Origin of the sequence: Adlercreutzia equolifaciens (assembly GCF_029076695.1) — a bacterium.
In the GTDB taxonomy this organism is placed as follows: Bacteria; Actinomycetota; Coriobacteriia; order Coriobacteriales; family Eggerthellaceae; genus Adlercreutzia; species Adlercreutzia equolifaciens_A.
The window spans coordinates 421,309-441,654 of record NZ_JARFIK010000002.1; the positions used below are offsets into that span (position 1 = coordinate 421,309).

General features: G+C 56.0%; 14 protein-coding genes. 10 read left to right on the forward strand and 4 right to left on the reverse strand.

The window, feature by feature from the left end:
- The first annotated feature begins 211 nt into the window (after positions 1-211).
- The 3 genes from PZH32_RS07580 to PZH32_RS14245 all read left to right on the forward strand — a co-directional run bounded on the left by PZH32_RS07580 (position 212) and on the right by PZH32_RS14245 (position 3,417).
- Positions 212-1,876 (forward strand): MBG domain-containing protein, encoded by a 1,665-nt coding sequence (locus tag PZH32_RS07580; RefSeq protein WP_275207322.1) that lies wholly within the window; start codon positions 212-214, stop codon positions 1,874-1,876.
- A gap of 951 nt (positions 1,877-2,827) precedes the next feature.
- The gene (locus PZH32_RS07585; RefSeq protein WP_275207323.1) at positions 2,828-3,235 is read left to right on the forward strand and encodes a recombinase family protein; all 408 of its coding nucleotides are present in this window, start codon (positions 2,828-2,830) and stop codon (positions 3,233-3,235) included.
- Complete coding sequence (locus PZH32_RS14245) at positions 3,229-3,417, forward strand: recombinase family protein (protein ID WP_275207324.1); 189 nt, start codon at positions 3,229-3,231, stop codon at positions 3,415-3,417. The genes PZH32_RS07585 and PZH32_RS14245 overlap by 7 nt, the downstream gene beginning before the upstream one ends.
- Before the next feature lie 225 nt (positions 3,418-3,642).
- Here the strand turns inward: PZH32_RS14245 and PZH32_RS14135 are convergent, their stop codons facing one another.
- Positions 3,643-3,945 carry a YjzC family protein gene (locus tag PZH32_RS14135; protein WP_343074529.1) on the reverse strand — a complete coding sequence of 101 codons (303 nt, stop codon included), beginning with the start codon at positions 3,943-3,945 and terminating at the stop codon, positions 3,643-3,645.
- 158 nt (positions 3,946-4,103) lie between these two features.
- On the opposite strand from PZH32_RS14135, the gene PZH32_RS07600 reads away from it, so the two are divergent.
- From PZH32_RS07600 to PZH32_RS07610, 3 genes are read left to right on the forward strand one after another with little or no spacing between them, the layout of a single operon-like run.
- Positions 4,104-4,394, forward strand: a complete 291-nt coding sequence (locus tag PZH32_RS07600; RefSeq protein WP_275207326.1) for a hypothetical protein — start codon at positions 4,104-4,106, stop codon at positions 4,392-4,394.
- Positions 4,395-4,396: 2 nt separating this feature from the next.
- The gene (locus tag PZH32_RS07605) at positions 4,397-5,458 is read left to right on the forward strand and encodes a helix-turn-helix domain-containing protein (protein WP_275207328.1); all 1,062 of its coding nucleotides are present in this window, start codon (positions 4,397-4,399) and stop codon (positions 5,456-5,458) included.
- Positions 5,459-5,466: 8 nt separating this feature from the next.
- The gene (locus tag PZH32_RS07610) at positions 5,467-6,504 is read left to right on the forward strand and encodes a hypothetical protein (protein WP_275207330.1); all 1,038 of its coding nucleotides are present in this window, start codon (positions 5,467-5,469) and stop codon (positions 6,502-6,504) included.
- On the opposite strand, the gene PZH32_RS07615 is transcribed toward PZH32_RS07610, so the two are convergent.
- Positions 6,501-7,286: a sce7726 family protein gene (locus PZH32_RS07615; protein WP_275207331.1), complete on the reverse strand. Its 786-nt coding sequence runs from the start codon at positions 7,284-7,286 to the stop codon at positions 6,501-6,503. The two genes, PZH32_RS07610 and PZH32_RS07615, sit on opposite strands and share 4 nt — an antisense overlap.
- 556 nt (positions 7,287-7,842) lie before the next feature.
- On the opposite strand from PZH32_RS07615, the gene PZH32_RS07620 reads away from it, so the two are divergent.
- The 3 genes from PZH32_RS07620 (at position 7,843) to secA (ending at position 13,503) form a co-directional block, all read left to right on the forward strand.
- Positions 7,843-8,043, forward strand: coding sequence for a hypothetical protein (locus tag PZH32_RS07620; protein WP_275207332.1), 201 nt, complete (start codon positions 7,843-7,845; stop codon positions 8,041-8,043).
- Positions 8,040-10,634, forward strand: coding sequence for an S-layer homology domain-containing protein (locus PZH32_RS07625; protein WP_275207333.1), 2,595 nt, complete (start codon positions 8,040-8,042; stop codon positions 10,632-10,634). Before PZH32_RS07620 ends, PZH32_RS07625 begins: the two co-directional genes overlap by 4 nt.
- A 130-nt stretch (positions 10,635-10,764) precedes the next feature.
- On the forward strand, positions 10,765-13,503 hold the full coding sequence (gene secA, locus PZH32_RS07630) for a preprotein translocase subunit SecA (protein ID WP_275207334.1): 2,739 nt from the start codon (positions 10,765-10,767) through the stop codon (positions 13,501-13,503).
- Positions 13,504-13,626: 123 nt separating this feature from the next.
- Here the strand turns inward: secA and PZH32_RS07635 are convergent, their stop codons facing one another.
- Complete coding sequence (locus PZH32_RS07635) at positions 13,627-15,936, reverse strand: polysaccharide pyruvyl transferase family protein (protein WP_275207335.1); 2,310 nt, start codon at positions 15,934-15,936, stop codon at positions 13,627-13,629.
- Between the two features lie 15 nt (positions 15,937-15,951).
- On the reverse strand, positions 15,952-17,961 hold the full coding sequence (locus PZH32_RS07640; protein ID WP_275207336.1) for a DUF6020 family protein: 2,010 nt from the start codon (positions 17,959-17,961) through the stop codon (positions 15,952-15,954).
- A gap of 94 nt (positions 17,962-18,055) precedes the next feature.
- Between PZH32_RS07640 and PZH32_RS07645 the strand changes: the two genes are divergently transcribed.
- Positions 18,056-20,194, forward strand: a complete 2,139-nt coding sequence (locus PZH32_RS07645) for a S8 family peptidase (RefSeq protein WP_275207337.1) — start codon at positions 18,056-18,058, stop codon at positions 20,192-20,194.
- The last annotated feature ends 152 nt before the right edge of the window (positions 20,195-20,346 follow it).

Genomic DNA, 20,346 nt, shown 5'->3' on the forward strand with positions numbered 1-20,346 from the left:
TAGCCCCGTCTGTTCCTTCGGTTTGTTGCCAGAGGGGCCTGGTTGCCGAAAAATGCCACGCCGCTACATCTGCTAAGCTCCCTGGTCAGGTTTGGCTTTCAATTGGGCGCGCTGTGCGCTAACATAGACATCAGTTTCAGGGTGTTGGCGCAGGTCATCGGCGGCCATTTCGCGGATAGCGCTGCCGCACCATGGGGAGAAGGAGATTCTGATGCGGAAGACCAAGCTCTTATTTGTTGCTGCTTGCGCGCTAGCGGCGTTGTGCGCGTTTGCGACTCCTGCGTTCGCTGCCGACGGGAACGAAACGGCCGCTATCGACCGGGCCGAAAAGACCGCCCAGCTCGATGCGCTTGTTGCCGATGAGACGGATGAGGCCGATAAGGCGATCGACATCAGTACTGGCTCGCTCACTTTATCGCAGACAAGCTATTACTACCAGGGATGGAGCATTCGGCCTGACGTTACCGTGCGTGTCGGTGGAGAAATCCTCTCCTCGTATTATTACAGCGTGACGTATGAGAACAACAACGCGCCTGGAACGGGCATTGTGACGGTAACCGGCCGATCGCCGGAGTATAAGGGAACGCTCCGTGCCGTGTTCGAAATTAAGGAGAGGCTTGATCTTTCCACGGCTGCGATTACGCTGCCTCGGAATTCGTACACCTTCCAGGGCGAATACATCGAACCGGTACCGACGGTGCGCATTGGGGGAGAGGCGATCGATCCTGAAGAGTACACCGTCTCGTACCGAAACAACTACAACGTTGGCACCGCTACGGTGACCGTAAGGGCGAATTCGGAGCGACTGACCGGCTCGGGACAAACGACGTTCGAGATCACCAAGCAAGGTATTAAGGTCAGCCTGAGTAAGACCAGCTACACCTATACGGGCGAAAAAATTGAGCCTGATGTCACCGTTAAGGCCGGCGATGAAACGCTGAGCCGGTATGACTACGACGTAAGCTATAGCAATAACGTAAATGCTGGAACGGCTACGGTAACGGTAACGTGCGATTCCTCAAACTACGGCGGAACCGCCAAAGCGACGTTCAAGATCAATCCGGTAAAGATCTCGAAGTGCTATATCGACAACATGACGTACACGGGCAAAAAACGCGTGCCCGGCGTTTATATCTATGCCACCAGGACCGACGACTACGGTGACTCCTACAGTGTGTACACTCCGCTCAAGCAGGGCCGTGATTACACCATCAAGATATCGGGCGGTGCCAAGAAGGTAGGCAAGTACACCGCCACCATCAAATTCAAGGGCAACTATGCCGGTACGGCGAAAAAGACCTACAAGATCCTGCCCAAAGATCCTGTGGTGAAGAAAACTAAGACGCTTTCTACCTCAAGTATCAGCGCACGCTGGAGCAAGGTGAAGGGCGCCGATGGCTATCGGGTGTACCGCTACAACGCCAAGAAAGGCAAGTACACGCTTTACCGCACGACAAAGAGCAACAGCTGCACCATCACGCGCGCGTCAAAGGACGATCGTAGCGTTTCCTTCTACGTGAAGGCTTACAAGAAGGTGGGGAAGAAGACGTACTTGAGCCAGTATGGCGGTTACGGCTGGGAGTACCTGAAGCTTACGGCACCAAGCTTTACCGTGAAGAAAACCGACTTCAATAGGATTGAGATCCGATTCAAGTCGTCTTTCTACTATCAGGTTCAGGTTAGCTCGAACAAGAGTTTCAAGAAGGGCAGCTATCCGGAGTTCACGCAATCCTGGCGAGGCTACACTGATACGGTGACGGGCAACTATTCTTCTGGCGAGAAGATCTACATACGCGCTCGGGCCTACTATTACGACAAGAACGGAACCTTGAAGGTGAGCCCTTGGAGTAAAACGAAGAGCGTGACGCCTTACTAGGCGGCACTAGGCTCTGAGTGAGAGAAGCGAAGGAAGCGGAAGCCCCCATGAGGGGCTTCCGCTGTTTAGGGGCACGGTGGGCCGCGCGGGCCGAAGCGTTGTGGGCGCCGAGGGCGCTCGAGCGCGCGAGGCGTACGAGACGGCCGTGGTGCATGAGGCGTGCGAGACGCCCGAGGGGCGGAAGGTGTGGTGGACGCTGGGTTGCTGGTTCCTGCGGTGGGACGGCTTGTGTTTTAGCCGACGGGTGGTTTTGGTGATGCGTTGTCCGGGCGGCTCGTGCTTGAGATGGCAGCTGATAATTTCGATGGTGACGTCCCCCGTCGGGCCGATCGAGGTGGCCAGCCGCGCTGCAAAAACGCGGTTTTGCAATTTCGGGAGGCATTGAGGCAAAAATCCGTTGAAAAAGGCCGATTTTTCACCGCCATCGCCGCCTGTAGTCGCGTAGAGGCGGGGAAGGTGCTGATGTTACCTGGGAAAACTCTGCGACTGAGTTGCTGAACGCCCGGAAAACGCCGCTCTCACGGTGCAAAATCGTCGCTTACCAACGGATTTTCATTGCGCCAGGAGCAGAAATTACAAAACCGCGTTTTGCAGCATATGGAGAGAAGGCCCCTTCTTGTTTTTGCAGCGGAGATAGGTGCTTGCCTGTCTTGGGGCACGCAGAAGGAGTGTCGCCGGTCTGCGGCGCGCAGGGATGGCCTTTGGCTGGTTTACGGCGGGGATGGGGCTCTGTTTGTCTTACGGTGTGTCTTGCGGTGCCCGGGAAGGCCTCCTGCTGCCCCGGCTTCGACCCAGATGCGTGGTGCAGCGTGTCCTGCAGCAGTTTATCGGGCGAAAAATGGGTTTCTATCAGGTGCGTTGATGGTAAAAAAGGGGAAAATAATGTAATAAAACATCAGCAGGAACCGTGCGTTTTGTGGGAGCCTGCATTGGGCACGGTCAGGAGGCGTCATGGATAACGGAGCTGCTCGCAAGGGCGCAATGGATAACGGAGCTGCTCGCGAGGGCGGAATGGACAACGAGAAGGCTTGCGGGGGCAAAATAAGCATCGCGGCCGCAAGCGAAGATACAGCAGGCAGTGGAACCGTTTATGGCTATGCGAGGGTTTCCTCTAAGGACCAAAATTTCGATCGCCAGATTGATGCGCTGCTGAACTTTGGCGTCGCGGAGGAGAACATCTTCTCGGACAAAATAAGCGGCAAGGACTTTAAGCGGCCTCGGTATCGCAAGCTCATGCGGAAGATGAAGCCGGGCGATGTGATGGCCGTCAAAAGCATCGACCGTTTGGGTCGCAACTACGACGAGGTGATAGAGGAGTGGCGCACCATCACGAAGCGCAAAGCTGCGCCATTGTGGTGATTGACATGCCGCTTCTTGATACGCGCGAGAACAAGGAGAACATTACGGGCCGCTTTATCTCGGAGCTGGTGCTGCAGATCCTCAGCTACGTGGCTCAGGTGGAGCGAGAGAACATCCGTCAGCGTCAGGCGGAGGGCGTTGCCTTGGCGAAGGCGCGAGGAGTGATACACGCAGCTGGATAGCTAACGAAGCCTTTCTCTCGGGGATCTGGTTATGCTGCATGGTTTGGTGGCAGAGCATTAAGTGTAGCTGTTGAAGCTTCAGGTGAGGGCGAAGCGGCTATTACAGCAGGTGCTCGTTGGGCGTGCGCTGTTTGAGCTGTACGCAGAGGGCGCGCCTGTTGAAGCGCGCCCTCGAGTCTTGAGACTTATGCGAGGCGATGCAGGCTCCTGCGTAAGCCTAGACGGCTATTTGCGTACCCAGCGGTGGCCAGGTTCTTGTGTAGGGGGGAGCCGATCGCCGGGATCGATATGGACAATACGGGGATCGCGCACCTCCCCTCCTCGCGGGCCGGTCTCTACGTACGTTCCCGGCGGCTGGTCGTCTTCGCCGGGTTTGTGCAAGATGCTGTTATATGTCATAATAGATCCTCTCTGCACCTTTATGGTGCGTTGTGTCTGAGCGACAATCTTGGTGGATGGCTCAGACTCCTCTTTGCGGCCCCACGGGGCCGCTTTCCTTTTACCGCCCTTCCGTGGCCACCTCTGCATCACGGTGATACGGATGGATGGTAGCAGTCATGGTAAAGGCCGTCTACTGTCTTGTCAAGTGATATGGTAATCATTATAATATTTTACCTATAAGGTTAATTTTAGGAATAAGTCGGGGTGTAAACTTGGATATTAGTTATAAAACCAAAGAACTGGAGTTGCAGCTGAACGATCGGCTAAGGATCAATGAATCCTTTCCGTTTGTAGCGTCTCAAATAGTTAATAGGTTGTCGGAGCTTAGGGCTGCTAAATGTCTGGGCGACATTCCCACCTGTCCTCCTCCGAAACTTAAAAGACTTGGCGAAGGCGTAAACCGCTGGAGCGTGTCTCTTAATTCGAAATACTCCTTTATTGTGGAGGCTGCGGCAAATAGCCAAGGAGCTCTCCTGGAGGAAAAAGATGTTGTGTCCCTCCGGATACTGAATATCGAAAAACGCAGAATGGGGTAGCAGTGGAAGAGTTCATTGTTCATACAGGAAGCTTGATTCAAGAATATCTGGAGGCTAATGAAATATCACAGAAAGATGCAGCCCGCCTAATGGGTGTAACCCAAAAACACCTGTCAAACATTGTTCGGGGAAAGACAGCGCTTACTGTCGAAATGGCCGTTTTGCTTGAAAAGGTTATATCGGACGTCCCAGCATCCTACTGGATTAATTACGAGGGAAAATACCAGGAATACAAGTTAAAACGTGAAGAATACAAACGCATTCCTCTCGACGAATTGCCTAGTATTGCTAAACGATTCAAATTCAAGGAAGTGTTCGGCCGCACGACCCTCAGTGATCTTGAGATGGCGGCTGAGATGCTTCAGATCCTGAGACTTGAGCGATTCAGCGACTTTAAGCCGGCATACCAAAATAGGGCGGCCTTTCTCGAAGACGGGGGCGAGAGAGAGGCCATTGAGCTTTGGCTGAGACTAGCATTGCATGAAATTGCCACTGACGATCAGGGTGATCTCCCTGAATTTGATGCCGAAAAACTAACGAAGCAGCTATCGGTTTTGCGTGATTTGTCCCAGAATCCAGATACGGAACAATCGCTCGACGATTGTCGGTTCGTGCTAAATAGTTGTGGTGTATACCTGCATCATCGGGAAGCGCTAAGTGAGTCAAAAGTTAGGGGTGCATCCATTTTTTGCAATGGTAGACCTGCCGTTGTGTACACAAAGCGTTTTCGCAGTCACGACCTTGTCTGGTTCGCGATTGCTCACGAACTGGGCCATATTGCCTGTGGCCATCTTGAAGAAGGGACGATTGTGTCCTCGGACAAGGACGACGATAGCAAAGATGAAAAAGAGCAAGATGCTAACGTCTTTGCTCGCGATTTGTTGATTGATCCGGACGTTTATCAAAATATTCTAAACGATTTGGCCACTACGGCTCAGGAAGATATTTCTGCGGAAATACGAAGACAGGCCGCTCGCAATGATATTCATCCCGGTATTTTGGCAGGGCGGTTGGCTCGCGAGAGTATAGTGGATTATAGGGCTGTTGCGGCGTTGCGTAAGTGAGGATAGCCATGGTGTATGTGCCCATAGTGAAAAACTGGGATAGCGAAATGCGTGCGTTGAGAGAGCTGACTTCAAAGGGGATTTTGCCGCGGCCTGGAATTATGCCGCTGGTAAGAATTGTTGAAGAGGACGCCTCTCCGTCCAAGCGATGCTGGTACAAAAGTCCGGCAAGTTTAAACAGCTTCTTTACGTCCAGCACTGCTTTTGTAGATTACCATCGTTGCGATCTGAGCGAATTCAAACAGCTGGATGTTAGTAAGCTGGGACGCGTTCGTGAGCTGAGTGATGACCCGAGGAGCTATCTTGCTTCTTTGGAAAAGCTAGCCAGGTTCGAGCATCTTGTGCCAGTTGTCTCAATCTGCTCAGGGGTTATTAATCCGCCGGACGAAGAGGTGGCCTCCTTTATCGACAGGATGCATAGCGCGTATCCTGGCAAGCCAGTTGGTTTTTGTATCGACAAAGATCCAAGGGGCTATCCCGCCTCCGTTTCACGGCTCACTGGGTCAGATTACTTTTTTTTCGATATTGGTGAAAAGCCTTTGAAGTCGCAGGCTATCCAGTTTGAGAAACTGAGAAGCGCGAAAGTCGCCGCTTGTTCCATTCTGCTTAATTCGCCGAGAAAGCGCTCTGTAAATAACAAGGAGTACGAGGAGCGTGGCTACACATCGTTGATTGACAATAGGGTGCGGACCGATTTTTGGATACATGGTTTCGACGGTTTTGGTGACTATGCGGGCTTGAGGAACGACCTAAAGCTAAACATAAAGAACGGCGGCAAAGCCTGCGCCACTATTTTCATTTATTGTGATGATGTTAATAGGTTTCGCGTGTATATGAATCCGGATTCCAGCAAAGGCATGAGGGGTTTAATGAGCGTTTGCAAAGCGCTCGAGGATGACCTAGATGTTCTTGACCCTAGACGGGATTGTGTTGCGCTCGGGCAGTTCCGTGCAGCTTGGCCTAACGGGAATGCTGGGAATTTTGCAACTTGGGTCACTAGAACCGTTATTCGTTATATACAGCAGATTGCCCAAAGTGAGCGTTAGTACACTTTTGAAGGGTCGATGTTGTTGAAGAAGAACCACTCGTAGTCGATAGGAAGTATTTCGGCCTGATGCTCCTGCAGAAAGCGCCATCGCTGCTCATAACGCTGCTTAAGGATTCTTTTGAAGGATCTATTGAGGTCTGTGGGGCTTTGTGTCGTGTTGCCAAGTGTTGCCCCTGGCTGCTTTTCTGCTTGAGTGCTAGATAGAGCTTTATGCAGTTCGGATTGGGACAAGGAGTTAATTTGCTTCTGAACGTTTTTATCTTTGGTAGGTAGGGCTTTCCTTTTCGTGCAGAATGCAATGGAGCGTCGGTGGTGCGTGTAGGTGATGATGCCGCAAGTGGGGGGTGATAGATTCACGGCTTTCGTAAGCTGCGCTCTGGGGACGACGAGGTAACAAAGATCGAAAATGCTCAAATAGTCCCTAAGCTGTGTTTCGAGGCGAGTGAATGAATCATACTCAGTCTTGATTTCATACGCAGTTGAGAGTCGTCCTATGCGACAAACATCCGCACGACTATTGCCGGCTGGTACTTCGAATGCGTAAACGGAATTAGCTTTTTTGAGAGGGAGAGCCTTCTGCACGAACGAGGCCTTCACGACGGTTTCGTTGGGGTAGAGGTCAAAATAAAGATCGTTGATTACCTCGCGCGGATTCCTTCCTTTTGTGTCAACGCAGCACTCTTCTAGAAGCTGCTCAAGCACGTTCGACGTTTTCAAAGTCGAGTAATTGGCAAATAGGTGTTGGAGCTCCGTTTTGCTGCTGAGCATGATCTCTGACAAATCCCAACTCTTGATTAATTTGATCTAAAACAAGAATAAATACTACAATAGTTTGCGGAGCGCCAAATAGGTCATAGACTGACCTACAATTAAAAAATCTCACCCGTTCATTTTTTTGTAGACTCAGGACGGCCTGGAGCGTGGGAGCACGCTGTCTCTCTAATACTAGGTCGACAAACGTCGTTCCGTAAACAAGTTGATGATGCATTTGAAAAAATAAGGTGTTCGGTGTGAGTCTCCAAGCATAAGATGATAAGCACGTGCATAAAATGTTCACACCGAACTGCAACTGGACTTTCATGAAATACCTGTATTTAAGGTAGATTCTGCAGGAGCAAACGCGGAAATATACGAGAAATTGTGCCGCTTAGGAAAAAAAGGCAAAATTTCTGGCAAAACGCTTTGTCATCGTATAAAATCCGTCTCTAGAAGATTTGCTTTGGTCTATCTTTGCCAAAAAACAAAACGGCACAAGCTTTATGCGACAACCACAAGATTTCCGACCCTTAGCAATTCTCTTCAGGAAAGTGTGCTAGAACTGAGGAAGGAGTCATATATGACTACCAGCACAAACAAGACCGTTATCGAGGGATCTATGAAAGGGGGCGTTGCAAAGGCAACCAGCGTAACGCTGGCTGGTGTGCTTGCTGTCGGTATGGTTCCTGCTGCCGCGTTTGCTGCTGGCGCAGAGGATGTTGAGTCCAACGACGGCATCTCCCCCTGCTCGCTGGCGATGCTTTCTCCGGTGGTACTGTGACCGCTGCTGCTCAGTGGGCTACTGGGTCTGATCAGGCTGCCGCAACGCAGACCACTGGTGTGACCATTCAGGCTACCGGTGAGCCGCTGAACGTGGTGCCTACGCAGGTTACGCCTTTTGGCGCGACTGCGGAGACGGTTGCCAACGTCGTTAAGGTTGGCGATACCGTTGATGGCACTGCGGCCACTGCAAACTCTTATACGATGGTGAAGGGCTATACCCTGACTTACTACACCGCCGATGCCCAGGGCAACAAGGGCGAGCAGGTGAATCAGGTTATCTACCCGGGCAAGTATCTGGCTGTTGTTACTGCCGAAGAGGGCCCCTACGCTGGCGGCGAGATCGCTCTTCCCTTTACCGTTACGCCTGCCACTTTTAACAACCTGACCGTGTACGAGGTGGATCCGGAGAACGCCACCAACTATGCGGATGAGGACTTTGTTTACACTGGCGCCCCGCTGAACCTCGGCGTGGTTCAGAAGGACACGTCTGGCTCTGATACTGTGTATACGCCCCTCGTTGAGGGTCAGTATTCGGTGAAGTGGCTCAAGGCCGGTTCGCTGGCTTCTGCTCCTGGTGTTGAGGTCCTGGATGCGGATACCTATTACGCTGTGGTGACTGGTAGCGGCATTTATGCTGGCCAGCAGGTTACCTTGGCTTCTGTTGAGGTGGATCCGTTCGATCTGGCTAATGCAACTGTTGAGTACCCCAAGTTTGTCACGGGCGATTACCCCACGACTCCGACTTCCGTTACGGTGGGCACTGGCACCGAGAAGGCCACGCTTGCAAAGCCCGAGCTTGTTAAGCTCTATATGGCGGATACCCAAAGCGCCAATCATGGCGTTTGGGGCAACGTCGGTGTGTACAACCTGGAGGCTACTTCTGTAACTCCGCGCGATGCGAACTTCGTTCAGGCCTCTGGCAAGACCGCTCCGAAGACTGGCCTTACCATCACCAAGGTTAATACCCTGGCTTCTTTCAAGTACAATAATGCTGCGCTTGCTGACACTACCATCAATGTGGCCGACGGCGATGCTGCTTATGACACGGATAAGATTACTGCCTGGAATGGTACTCAGAAGCTTGATTCCGCAACGAATGCTCTCACCGTCACGGTGGATCGCCTGACCGGCACTGCCGACAAGTCGGCTGCTGAGGATCTTGCAGCCAATGTTCCTGGCAAGTACCAGGTTACTGTTCAGGCAGCCGCTGACGCTAACTTCGATGTTGCTGGCTACCAGACCATCACGGTTACCGTTCTGGCTGGTTCCGTGAATGCCGACACTAGCCTCTATGTTGCCTACAAGGGCAAGGGTGTGACCTCCATCACCACTACCTACAATGGTTCCGGTGCCAACAATGGTATCACCTCTGCTGACATTACTTGGAACATCAAGGATGCAAATGGTACTCCTGCATTCGCCCAGAATCAGACTGGCGCTTCTGCTGGTGTGACGGTGACGAATGCTGCTGGCGAGAAGATCGGCTTCCCGCTTACTGAGGCCGGCACTTATACTGTGACGTTCAATCCTGCTAACTATGTCGTGACGGGTGTTAACACTCTCCCCATCACGATCAACAAGCTGAATCTCACTGCTGATAACATCATTCTCTCGACGGCTGATGATTCCGTGAGCGATAGCACCGTGGGTTACACTTCGACGCCGACTGGCTACAAGTGGTTCGACACCACCGCCGAAATCGACTCCTTGCCCACGAATGTCTTCGTCAAGGATGCTGACGGTACTATTGAGTACGACGACGTTGACTACAGCGCCGTGGCTGGTACGCTCACCAAGGTTACCTGGGAAATGTATGACGCTGAGAAGGATCAGTGGAAGGTAGTCACCTCCATTCCGCAGGATGCCCAGACGCAGGTTCGTGCTATCGTTAAGGCTGCTAACAAGGATGCTTCTGGCAACTACGTCTTCTCCGATGCTGCTGAGAATCAGACGGTTCTCACTTTCGAGACCGCTCCTTACGCTAAGCTGAAGTTCGCTGACGTTCTTCCTGGCGAGTGGTTCTTCAATCCCGTATATAAGGCTGACAAGCTCGGGTATATGACTGGCTATGAGGGCCAGGGGCTGTTTGGTCCTTACGATAAGCTGACTCGTGGTCAGGCTGCTTGCATCCTGTTCAACATGGCTGGCGACGGTAGTATTCTCGGCAACGAGGGCGGTATCATCGGCGATGCTGACATGGGTTATGTATCCTTTGACGACGTAAACCCGAAGGCTTATTATGCCAAGGCTGTTGCTTGGGCTAAGGCTGCCGGCGTTGTGAATGGTTTCGCTGGTACTGACAATTACGGTCCTGAGCAGACTGTTACTCGTGAGCAGTTTGCCTGCATGCTTTGGAACTATGCTAAGGCCGTGAAGTCCACTACGGTTGCTGGTGTTGACGTGACTGCTACGCTGGCTGCCGCTAAGGATGGCGCTTCTGTCTCCGATTGGGCGAAGGACGGTGTCGCTTGGGCTGTTTCCGCTAAGGTTATGGGCAACAATGACGGCATCATTAATCCTCTTGCAAAGGTGAACCGCGCTGAGGCTGCTGCGATGGCTGTGAACTATCAGCCGACGAAGCTTGTGTAGCACAATTTGTATGGCATCCTAAGCCTTAGGATGAGCACGGTTGTCGTATAGGCTTTCGATAGAGACTCCCCCTGTGAGCAATTGCAGGGGGAGTCTCATATGTTTCTACTGAAATGACTAGAGGTAATTTATGCCGAACTTACTTTCCAGGTTTCTTACTCTCGGCGAGGGCAAAAGGCTTAAGCAATACAATGAAAAACTAATGCTTATCAATGAGATGGAGTCATCTTTAGAGTTGATGAGTGATGATGAATTAAAAGCTTTTGCCAATGAGCTGCGTCGCTCTGTTGCCTTGGGCGAGGATAAGAACAACCTTGTTGTTAAGGCGTTCTCTCTGGTCAGGGAGGCAAGCCGTCGCTCTATCGGGTTGCGTCAATATGACGTACAGCTTCTGGGCGCAATGGCTCTTCATGATGGTTGCATTGCTGAAATGAAAACAGGTGAAGGAAAAACCCTTGTTTCGGCTGCTGCGGGCTTTCTGAATGCGCTTGATGGCTCAAATGTTCACATAGTTACAGTCAATGACTATCTTGCTAAGCGCGACAGCGAATGGATTGGCCGTGTGTACCGATTTTTGGGCATGGAAGTTGGCTTGCTTCAAAATGGAATGAAGTCTAGCGATAGAAAGCCAGCCTATGATGCCTCTGTTACCTATGGCACTAATGCTGAATTCGGTTTTGACTACCTAAGAGATAACACGGTCATGAATGTCGGGGGCCGGGTGCAGAGGGGACATTCTTTTGCGATTATTGATGAGGTGGACTCGATTCTCATCGACGAAGCGCGTACTCCACTCATCATTTCCGGTCTTGGTCTAGATGCCGTTGATCGCTACAAAAAGTTTGCTGCTGCTGTGCGAGATCTCACTGAAGACGACTACAGTCTTGATGAGAAGCGCCGTACTATATTTGCTAGCGAGTCTGGTCTTGACAAGATCGAAGATCGTCTTCAGCTTGACATATATAGCGATGTGACGGGTCAATTAGCTAATCATTTGAAGCAGGCTCTTACTGCGCAGTATTTATTTCATCGTGACGACCAATATGTCGTTGTTGATGGTGAAGTGAAAATTGTTGATGAGTACACTGGTCGTGTTATGGAAGGACGTCGTTACAACGAGGGTCTCCATCAAGCCATTGAAGCGAAAGAGCACGTAGAGCTTAAACCAGAGAACCATACTCTTGCTACGGTAACACTGCAGAACTACTACCGAATGTATGACAAGCTATCGGGTATGACGGGAACCGCACTGACCGAGGATAGTGAATTTAATCAAATTTATCAGTTACCTGTAGTGGTAATACCCACTAATAAACCAGTTATTCGTAAAGACAGGCCGGATCTAATATATCGAACGGCAGATGCTCGTAATAGGGCAGTAGTAGAGGAGATTGAGCGTAGGCATAAGTCTGGTCAGCCAGTTTTGGTGGGTACTGCTTCTGTGCTAGAGTCTGAGACCATCTCTGGAATGCTCAAGAAAAACGGCATCAAGCATGAGGTTCTAAATGCCAAGAATCACGAGAAAGAGGCTGCTATTGTTGCCGAGGCGGGCAGAAAGGGCGCGGTCACCATTTCTACGAACATGGCGGGACGTGGTACAGATATCCTTTTAGGCGGTAGCTATCAACATCTCTACAAGGACGCGCTTAGTCGTTTTAACGTTTCGGAGGAGGACGCTGAAGAGTGGCAGTTGCGCCATGCTAAGAATGAAGCAGATTTTATCATCGAGCGTGAGGGGTATGAGATTAGACAGCTTGGCGGCCTGTGCGTGCTAGGTACCCAGCGTCACGAATCGCGACGTATCGACAATCAGCTCCGTGGCCGCGCTGGACGCCAGGGCGATCCCGGTGAATCCCAGTTTTACCTGTCTCTCGATGATCCGTTGTTGCGTAAGTTTGGCTCAGATCGTCTTGGGGCAGTGTCGGCTATGATGGAGAGTCGGGGAATACCTGATGGCCAGCCGCTTCAGGATGAGCTTGTTTCAAAAGTGATCGACATGGCTCAGCGTCAAGTTGAATCTATGCATTTTGCTGTCCGGAAAAGTATTTTGGAATATGACGACGTGATGGATCTGCAGAGAAAGGCAGTCTACGAAGAGCGTAATGCAGTACTTGATGGTAAGCATATCCTGTACAAATTAGATGAAATCGCTTTAGATGCCGTGCAGGCTAAGGTTGATGAGCTGTGCCCCGCTAACCTTGCTAGCGATGATTGGGACTTGCAGGCGCTGAGTGCGTGGCTTGTTGCTATGACAGGCGATGAAGACTTCGATGTTGAAGCAATTGAGCACAATGAGGATGGCTCGGTTCTTGTTGAGGCGATATGCGAAAAAATCGAAAGTGCGATCAAGAAGCAAGAAAGCGTGTTTGGCGAAGATGAATTTCGTGACATTTGCGATAGCATGATGCTCAACCTGCTGGATGCTCATTGGGTTGATCATCTAACGAATATGGATTATCTAAAAAAGGGGATTGGCCTTCGTAGTTTCGGGCAACGTGATCCTTTGGTTGAGTATAAGGAAGACACATACAACTCTTTTGGTGCAATGGTTGATTCCGTGTATGAAAATATGTTGCAGGCGGCTTTGCGTATCGCTCCACCTACTGAAGAAGAGCTTTCTATGGCCGAAGCGATGCAGATGATCGAGTCGTTAGATGGTGCGACAACTATGGATCCTGAGCGAATGGTTTTTTCTGGGCCTCAGGATGACGAAGAGTCGGCACTGATCGACGAAGAAGAATTTGAGTGTGAAGCTACTTCAGAGGTCCGGTCGGAAGTCGATGAGCAGTTGACAGACGATTCGTGCCAACGCGGGTCGTCTGAAGATGATTTTGTTGGCATGGATGAACCGAGGTCTGGCTCCAAGTAGGCGTCTAGCCTCGTGGCGCCATTCGGCATGACCGCTTCCGTCATGCCGAATGGCGCAGGGGCTGCTAACGAGCCGGCCTGCGGTATATACGTGTCGGCGTGGATGTTGATGGCCTGGTTGCTGCTACTTGCGACCTGTAAGCTTGCGCAGGGCGCGTGCGACGGGGCTGCGCTTCTGGGCGTTTTGCTGGGCAGCCTCCTTCGCAACTGCTAGCTTTGCGCGAGCGCTCTTCAGCTTCTTCTTGGTAGCGGCCAGCTCTTTCTTCGCTGTTGCTGCGTCGTCCTTGGCTGCGGCCAGCTGTTTCTCCAGTGAAGCTTGGCGACGCTGGGGGGCGGGTTTCGTGTGCAGGAAGAATTCCTGGGGGATGGCGCCTTGCTTGGACGGGCTGGTGGCGGCGATGTTCTCCAGCAGCAGATCGAAGGCGCGCTGGCTGCCAGCTTGCAGCGGAGCGATGCCCTCGGCCAGCTTGCTGCGCCAGGTGGCGGCGTCATCGATGGCCGACAGCAGGGCGGTGGTGCACTGCTCGGTGGTGGCTGTGGGTGGCACCAGGAGGTCGCGTACGCCCAGGTCGACGTAGAGCGAGGCTACCTTGGGCAGGTAGTCCATGCCCACGCAGGGGATGCCGAACGCGCTCATGACCAGAGCGCTGTGGTAGCGCATGGAGAACCCGGCCTGGGCGCTCTTCAGCAGCTCGGTCAGGGCGTCCAGGTTGTTGTCGTACTCGAAAATGCGGCAGCGTTCGGCGTGCTCCATGGCATTGATAACGGCCTGGGACAGCTTCAGGTCGCCGGGGTCCAGGATGCAGAAGATGAAGGCGAGCTCCGGATGGGCCGTGGCGACGGCGTCCAGGGTGCGGGCCATGCGAGCGGGGAAGTCGGCCGGCGTGTTCTCGTACTCGCGCAGTGAGATGGCGACGAAGGGAGAGGGGGCGGGCACGCTCCTGGCGTCCAGGCCCTCGCTGTCGGCGGTGGGAGCAGCTTCGTTCCCTATGGTGTTCAGGAAGATGGTGTCGGCGCATTCGATGACCTGTGCTTCGGGTACGCCGCAGCCGCGCAGCAGCTCGGCCGTCTCTTTGTCGCGCGGGGTGAACAGGGCGCCTTGCTTGCCCAAGAGCTTCACCAGCTGTCGACCGTCCAGCACCTCCAGAGGGCCGGCGCCAATGCCGTGGAAGATCATGGGCGTGTCGTTGGCCGCGGCCAGCGAGGCGTAGGCGGCAATGCCGGGGATGTCGGACACGCGGATGGAGGTGAACGCCTCGGCCTTGCCCGCGGTCCAGCGGATGCCCTGGTCGAACAACAGCCCGGCCACCACTAGCGCGGCGCTGGCGAAGGCCAGGGCGCGGTCGACGGCGACGATGTCCTTGAGTGACAGGGCGTAGATGCCGCGCTGCTCCAGGGTGTGCCGCGGATTCTCGCTGATGGCCACGATGCTGCTACCGGGCACGGTTTCGCGCAGGCGCTCGTCCAGGGTGGCGAGGATGTACTCGTCACCGTAGTTGCCCATGCCGAAGTAGCCTAGGATGGAGACGATGGTGCGGGGGCTGGGGGAGCCGGCCAGTCCTGTCAGACTGGCCAGGGTGCGCTCCAGCTCGGTTTCCAGGGTGGTGCCGTCTTCCAGGGCCTGGGTGTGGCGCGGGAAGCGTTGGGCTTCGCGGGGGAGCCCTTCGGCAACCAGTGCGCGCAGGGTATCCGCGGCGGTAGTCGCCCTGGCTGCGCTTTCGGGGCCCTCTAGGACGATGACGGGTGCGCCGTCGGCCTCCGCCAGGGCCTCCAGATTCGCGTTCGGCTTCGGGCCGTTGTCGGCGAACTGGATGCGGGCCACGGCCGAGCGCGAGGTGTACGCCAACCAGTGGAATACACCGCGGTCGATGCGCCACTCCTTGGGCCATCCACTGCCCAGGCAGCGGATGGGAAGCTTGAGCTCCTTCGCCGTGCTTTCCAGCTGGCGCAGTGCTTCGATGCGCTGGGGCGTGGCCTCTTCCAGGCACATAAGGCGCGGCGGGTAGGCGATGGTGTTGGCCAGCGGGGTGGTCAGGTAGGTTTGGTCCACCAGAGGCTGCGGCGCCAGTTGCTCCAGGGGCAGCACTGTGGTTGTCGGGCTGAGCCGGCGGAGCGTGGCGTGCTGCTCGTTGGTAAGGGCAATGCCGTCGGCGGTAATGAAGCCGTCGGGCTGCTGGCGCTTCAGGAATTTCGCCAGGCTATCGAGGTTGACGCGCAGGGTGGACGCAGTGGGTACGGTTCCTTCGCTGCCCTTGTCCTCTCCGCCACCTTCGTTCCCTTCGCTTTTCTTCGCCACTTCGAATAGGAAAGGATGCTGCTCTGGGGTGAACCAGAACACAGTGTGACCCAGGTTCTCCAAGGCGCCTTTAACGCGCCACGAGAGCGAGGCGGCGCCGTCGAGCGGGTTGGCAAGCAGGATGAAGCGATGGTACATGGGGTCTCCAAACGGTTAGCGCGTCCGGCGGCGCGGAGTGGGCGAGGGGGTGCGGCATGGGATGGGCGTGCGGCGAGCGTCGGTTGTGCGACTTGCGGACGATACGGGCTGGGTGCTCCAGGCGTTGCTTTCGGCCGGCCGTCCGGCGGGGATGGTTATGGCACGGCCGCGTTGCGTCCCCCGCGTTGCCGGTGGCGGGGCCGCTGTCTTCTGCTGCGGCATCAGCACGCAGGCAGCGAACAGTGGCAGCATAGCGGCAATGGGCAGCACGTAGCGTAGCTGGCCGTTCAAGGGGCCGGCCAGCACGGTGATAAGCAGCATGATGGCGGGCGCGGCCAGTACCCAGGCTTGGCGGTTGCGCCTATGGGCGGCGTAGGCCAGCAGGATAAGGAAGAGCCATACGTACAGCGCCGGCGAGTACAGCACCGCTATGCCGGGGGTTTCCAGCTGCTGGTCCAGGAAGTGCGTGACGGGGCGGCGCACGCTGTCGGGCATGACGTTGTGCACGGCGAAGGTTTTGTTGATGGGCTCGCCCTGCATCCACACATAGAAGAGCGGGCGATCGATATCGGGGCCTACGATGGTCCAGGGGTAGAAATAGGCGTAGGTGTTGGCCAGGGTGGCGCGCAGGTAAGTGGCCGGGTGCCGCAGTCCCATGGAGAGCCACGCGGCGAAGTAGTTGCTGCGATTGGCGCCGCTCAGGCTGCCGTCTTCGCTGATGAGCGCCTCTTTGATGGGGTCGGCCAGATCGGGCAGGTAGGTGTCGGCCAGCTGGTCGTAGGGGAGGATGGCGGCAATGGCGGCGCGCTCCTGGTCGGTGACGTCGTCGGGGTGCTCCAGCAGCGTGCGCGCCGTCTGCTGGAAGGGCACCGAGAGCATTTCCTTGTCCTCCTTGGTGTTGATGCCCAGCGCGGGCCATGCCACTTGGAAGACAAGCGCGTAGGTGACCAGGCAGGCGGCGAGGACACCCAGAGCCGTGAGAGCGGGGCGGCGGGTGGTGTTTCGGGCGCTATCGGGAGAGCTGGCGCCGTCGCTTGGCGGCTGGGTGGCGTGCTGTGAGCGAGCCTGGATCATGGGCTGCGTGCTGGTTGCGTGACGGGCGTGGGCTGGCTGGCGGGTGCTAGGGATGGCTTCGGAGCGGCCCGTGGCGGCGGCCGCCCGGGCGTGTTCCCGGGTCTCGCGCCGTTTCTTCGCCCAGAAGTAAAGAGCCACGGCCGCCAGGGTGGGCAGCACAATGTAGATGCCGTTGTTGCGGGTGAAGCACAAGGCCAAGCTGGCCAGGAGTAGCCCCACCCACATTCCGCGCGTGGGCTGCGGGCTGCGCAACAGGCGCAGAAGCACCAGCGAGAAACAGCAGAACACCGCGAAGAACAGCGTGTCTTTGATGGCGGTTTGCGCAAAGATGCCCCAGCCGGGGTAGACCGCGTAGAACACAAGGGAGGCTATGGTCAGTCCGCGGGGTGCCTCCATACGCACCAGTTGGCGCACCGAAAGCGAGAACGCCGCTACGCAGGCCGCGTACTGGAAGCCCACTACCAGCAAAAGCCCCAGGTTGTCGGAGTACAGCGTGCGGCCCAGCGTCATAAGGCCCGCGTACAGCGCGTTCATGAGCACGGGGTGGTGGTTCTCCAGCGGCGCGTCGGTGATGAACTGGTTCATAGAGCGCGCGCCGTCCCAGGTGAGCGTGCCGGGGAAGTAGACAATCAGGTAGGGAAGCCACGCCAAAGCGATGATGACGGCCGAGATGAGGAACGGGTGGCGGGCGAAGAAGCCGGAGGGGTAAAAGGTGCGCCAGCCGGTGTGCCTATCGAACCAACGGAACAGGAGGGAAAGCAACAGGTAGGCCACAAGGGTCATGGCCACGATGGCGCCGATGGCCACAGGGGCCGCGGGCCAGTGAAGCGCATAGGAGTCCTCAGCCGTGGCGCGCGAGCAGACGAAGCCTGCGAGGTTCGCCAAAGCCATGAAGAAAGCGCAGATAAGCGCCGAACCGTAGATCGGTGTCGAACGACGGAGAGCGCCCATGGTATCCTTTCTCCTGTGTTGCTTTTACGTGTGTGTTTATGCTAGTAAAGTACCATAGACCCATAAACGACAGACGCCACATTAGGGGAATGACATGAACAAACAATGCCGCTCTTTCGTCTCACTGCCGGGATTCTTCTTCGCGTGCCTGTGCGCCGCCGTTTTGGCGGCCGGCGTTATGCTGGGTGCACCCGTGGGCGCCCTCGCTGCAGGCGGGGACGGGGCCGGTGCCTCGATGGCTCCTTCGGCCGCTGTGTCAGCGGGGGTTGGGGAAACTTCCGAAGCGGCTACCGATGGCATCCTGGTGACCGTGGAGGATCCGGCCATTGCGGCGCTTTCTGTCGAGACTGCGACGGGAATGCGGTCGGAAGGCGGCGCGGATGCGGCAGCTATCGCGGATGCCGCAGACGCCGTGGTGGACTCGCTGTCCGAGGTCGGCATTGAGGTGACCGACCTGGTGGAGGCCTCTGACGGCCAGGCCGTCTTCGCCGCCGAAGCCGTCGACGGTCAGAGCGACGAGGAGGCGGCCCGCGCAGCGGCCCAGGTGCCTGGTGTGGTGGCGGCCCAGCCGAATTACGTGTACTACCTCATTGATGCCCCGCAAGAGAGTGCCTCTGTGGACTTGTATTCCGCTGGCCTGGGCGAGGAGGCCGGCGAGGGCTTGGCTCTTTACGCAGCCCTGCGCGCCAACGATCCCTACGCCGCTATTTCCAGCCCCAACCAGAGCCCGAACCAGTACTGGCTCTACAACGCCAAGCTGACCGACGCCTGGAACGAAGCAATTACCAACAAGAACGTGACCATTGCTGTGCTGGACGCTTTGGTCATGCCCACGCATGAGGACCTGAAGGCCAATGTGCTGACCAATTACGCCTGGGACGCCACCACCAACCGTGCCCAAAGCTACTCGGGGGTGAACTTCCTGGCGAATTCAGGCCATGGCACCTATGTGGCCGGTATTGCCGCTGGCGTGACCAACAACGGCATTGGCATTGCCGGATCGTCCTATAACGCCAGCATCCTGCCGGTGTGCGTGTTCACCGAGCAGGGGCAAAGCTCCACGGTGTTCTTGCGTAATGCCTTCGCCCGGGTGATCAAGCTGAAGTCGTCGGGGGCGCTGCCCAACCTGCGCGTTATCAACATGAGCTTGGGCTCCTATGACTCGAGGGTCAACGATAAGGTGTTGCACGACTATATTCGCGAGGCGCGCGAGAAGTACGGCATTGTGACGGTTTGCGCTGGTGGAAACGGGTATGCCAATGTGGGTATCGACAAGCCGCGTACCGAGCCGCTCTATCCGGCCGACTTCGAGGAGTGCGTGGCGGTGACGGCCCTGACGCCTCAGGGCACGAATGTTTCCTGGTCGGACTACAACGCCGCCAAAGACATTAGTGCTCCGGGCGAGGCCGTCTGGTCTACCTACCCTGCAGCGACGAACGACTACACGGCGGCCTCGGGCAGCTCGTCGTCGTCGCCCATGGTGGCCGGCACCTTCGCTCTGATGTTCGCCGCGGTGCCCAACGCCACGGTGGACGAGGCCTGCGCGGCGCTGTACGCCACGGCCACGCCCATCAAGGATCCGGTGAATGATCGCACCCAGACCAGCGGCAGTCACGGCGCCTTGGACGCGGCCGCGGCGGTGTCCTACCTGAAGGAGCATCATCCCTGGCAGTTCCTGGACGTGCCGTCCTCGGCGTGGTTTTATCCCGCCGTGGGCTTCGTGGCTGAGCGCGGCATTCTGAACGGCTATGCCGACGGCAGCGGCTTGTTCGGCGCCAGCGCCGTTATGACCCGCGAGCAGGCGGCCAGCATGCTGTACAACTACTTGGGCCATGACGCGGTGGCCCCCGCCGCCCCGCAGCGCGATGTGAAGCAGGGTGAGTGGTACGACAAGGGCGTGAACTGGGCCGTGAGCGCCGGCGCCATGAACGGCTACACGTCCTCGCTCTTCGGCGTGGGCGATCGCCTGACCCGCGAGCAGGCGGCCTGCATCATCGCCAACGTGGCCCATGCCGATACCGCCAGCGCCGATCCCGCGAAGTACAACGCGCTTCAGGGCACGAACCAGACCAGCGATTGGGCCCGCGAGTCGCTTATGTGGGCTGTGGACAAAGGCGTGCTCAACGGCATCGACAACGGCGACGGCACTCGCAGCCTGGCTCCCCTCAGCTACGTCACCCGCGCCCAAATGGCCGGCATCATGATGAACGCCATCCAAGCGGGGATTTTGTAGGGAGCGCGTCGGGGTCGTTGCCGCAGGGCTTTGGGGTGGGGGCTCGGTCGGCTGTCGGTCGAGGGATGGTGTACCCTCGTGTGCGCGCTAGTTTTCGCGCAGAGAGACGCCGCATGTTACAACTCCTGGTTGCGCGCGGGGGACTGCTGATG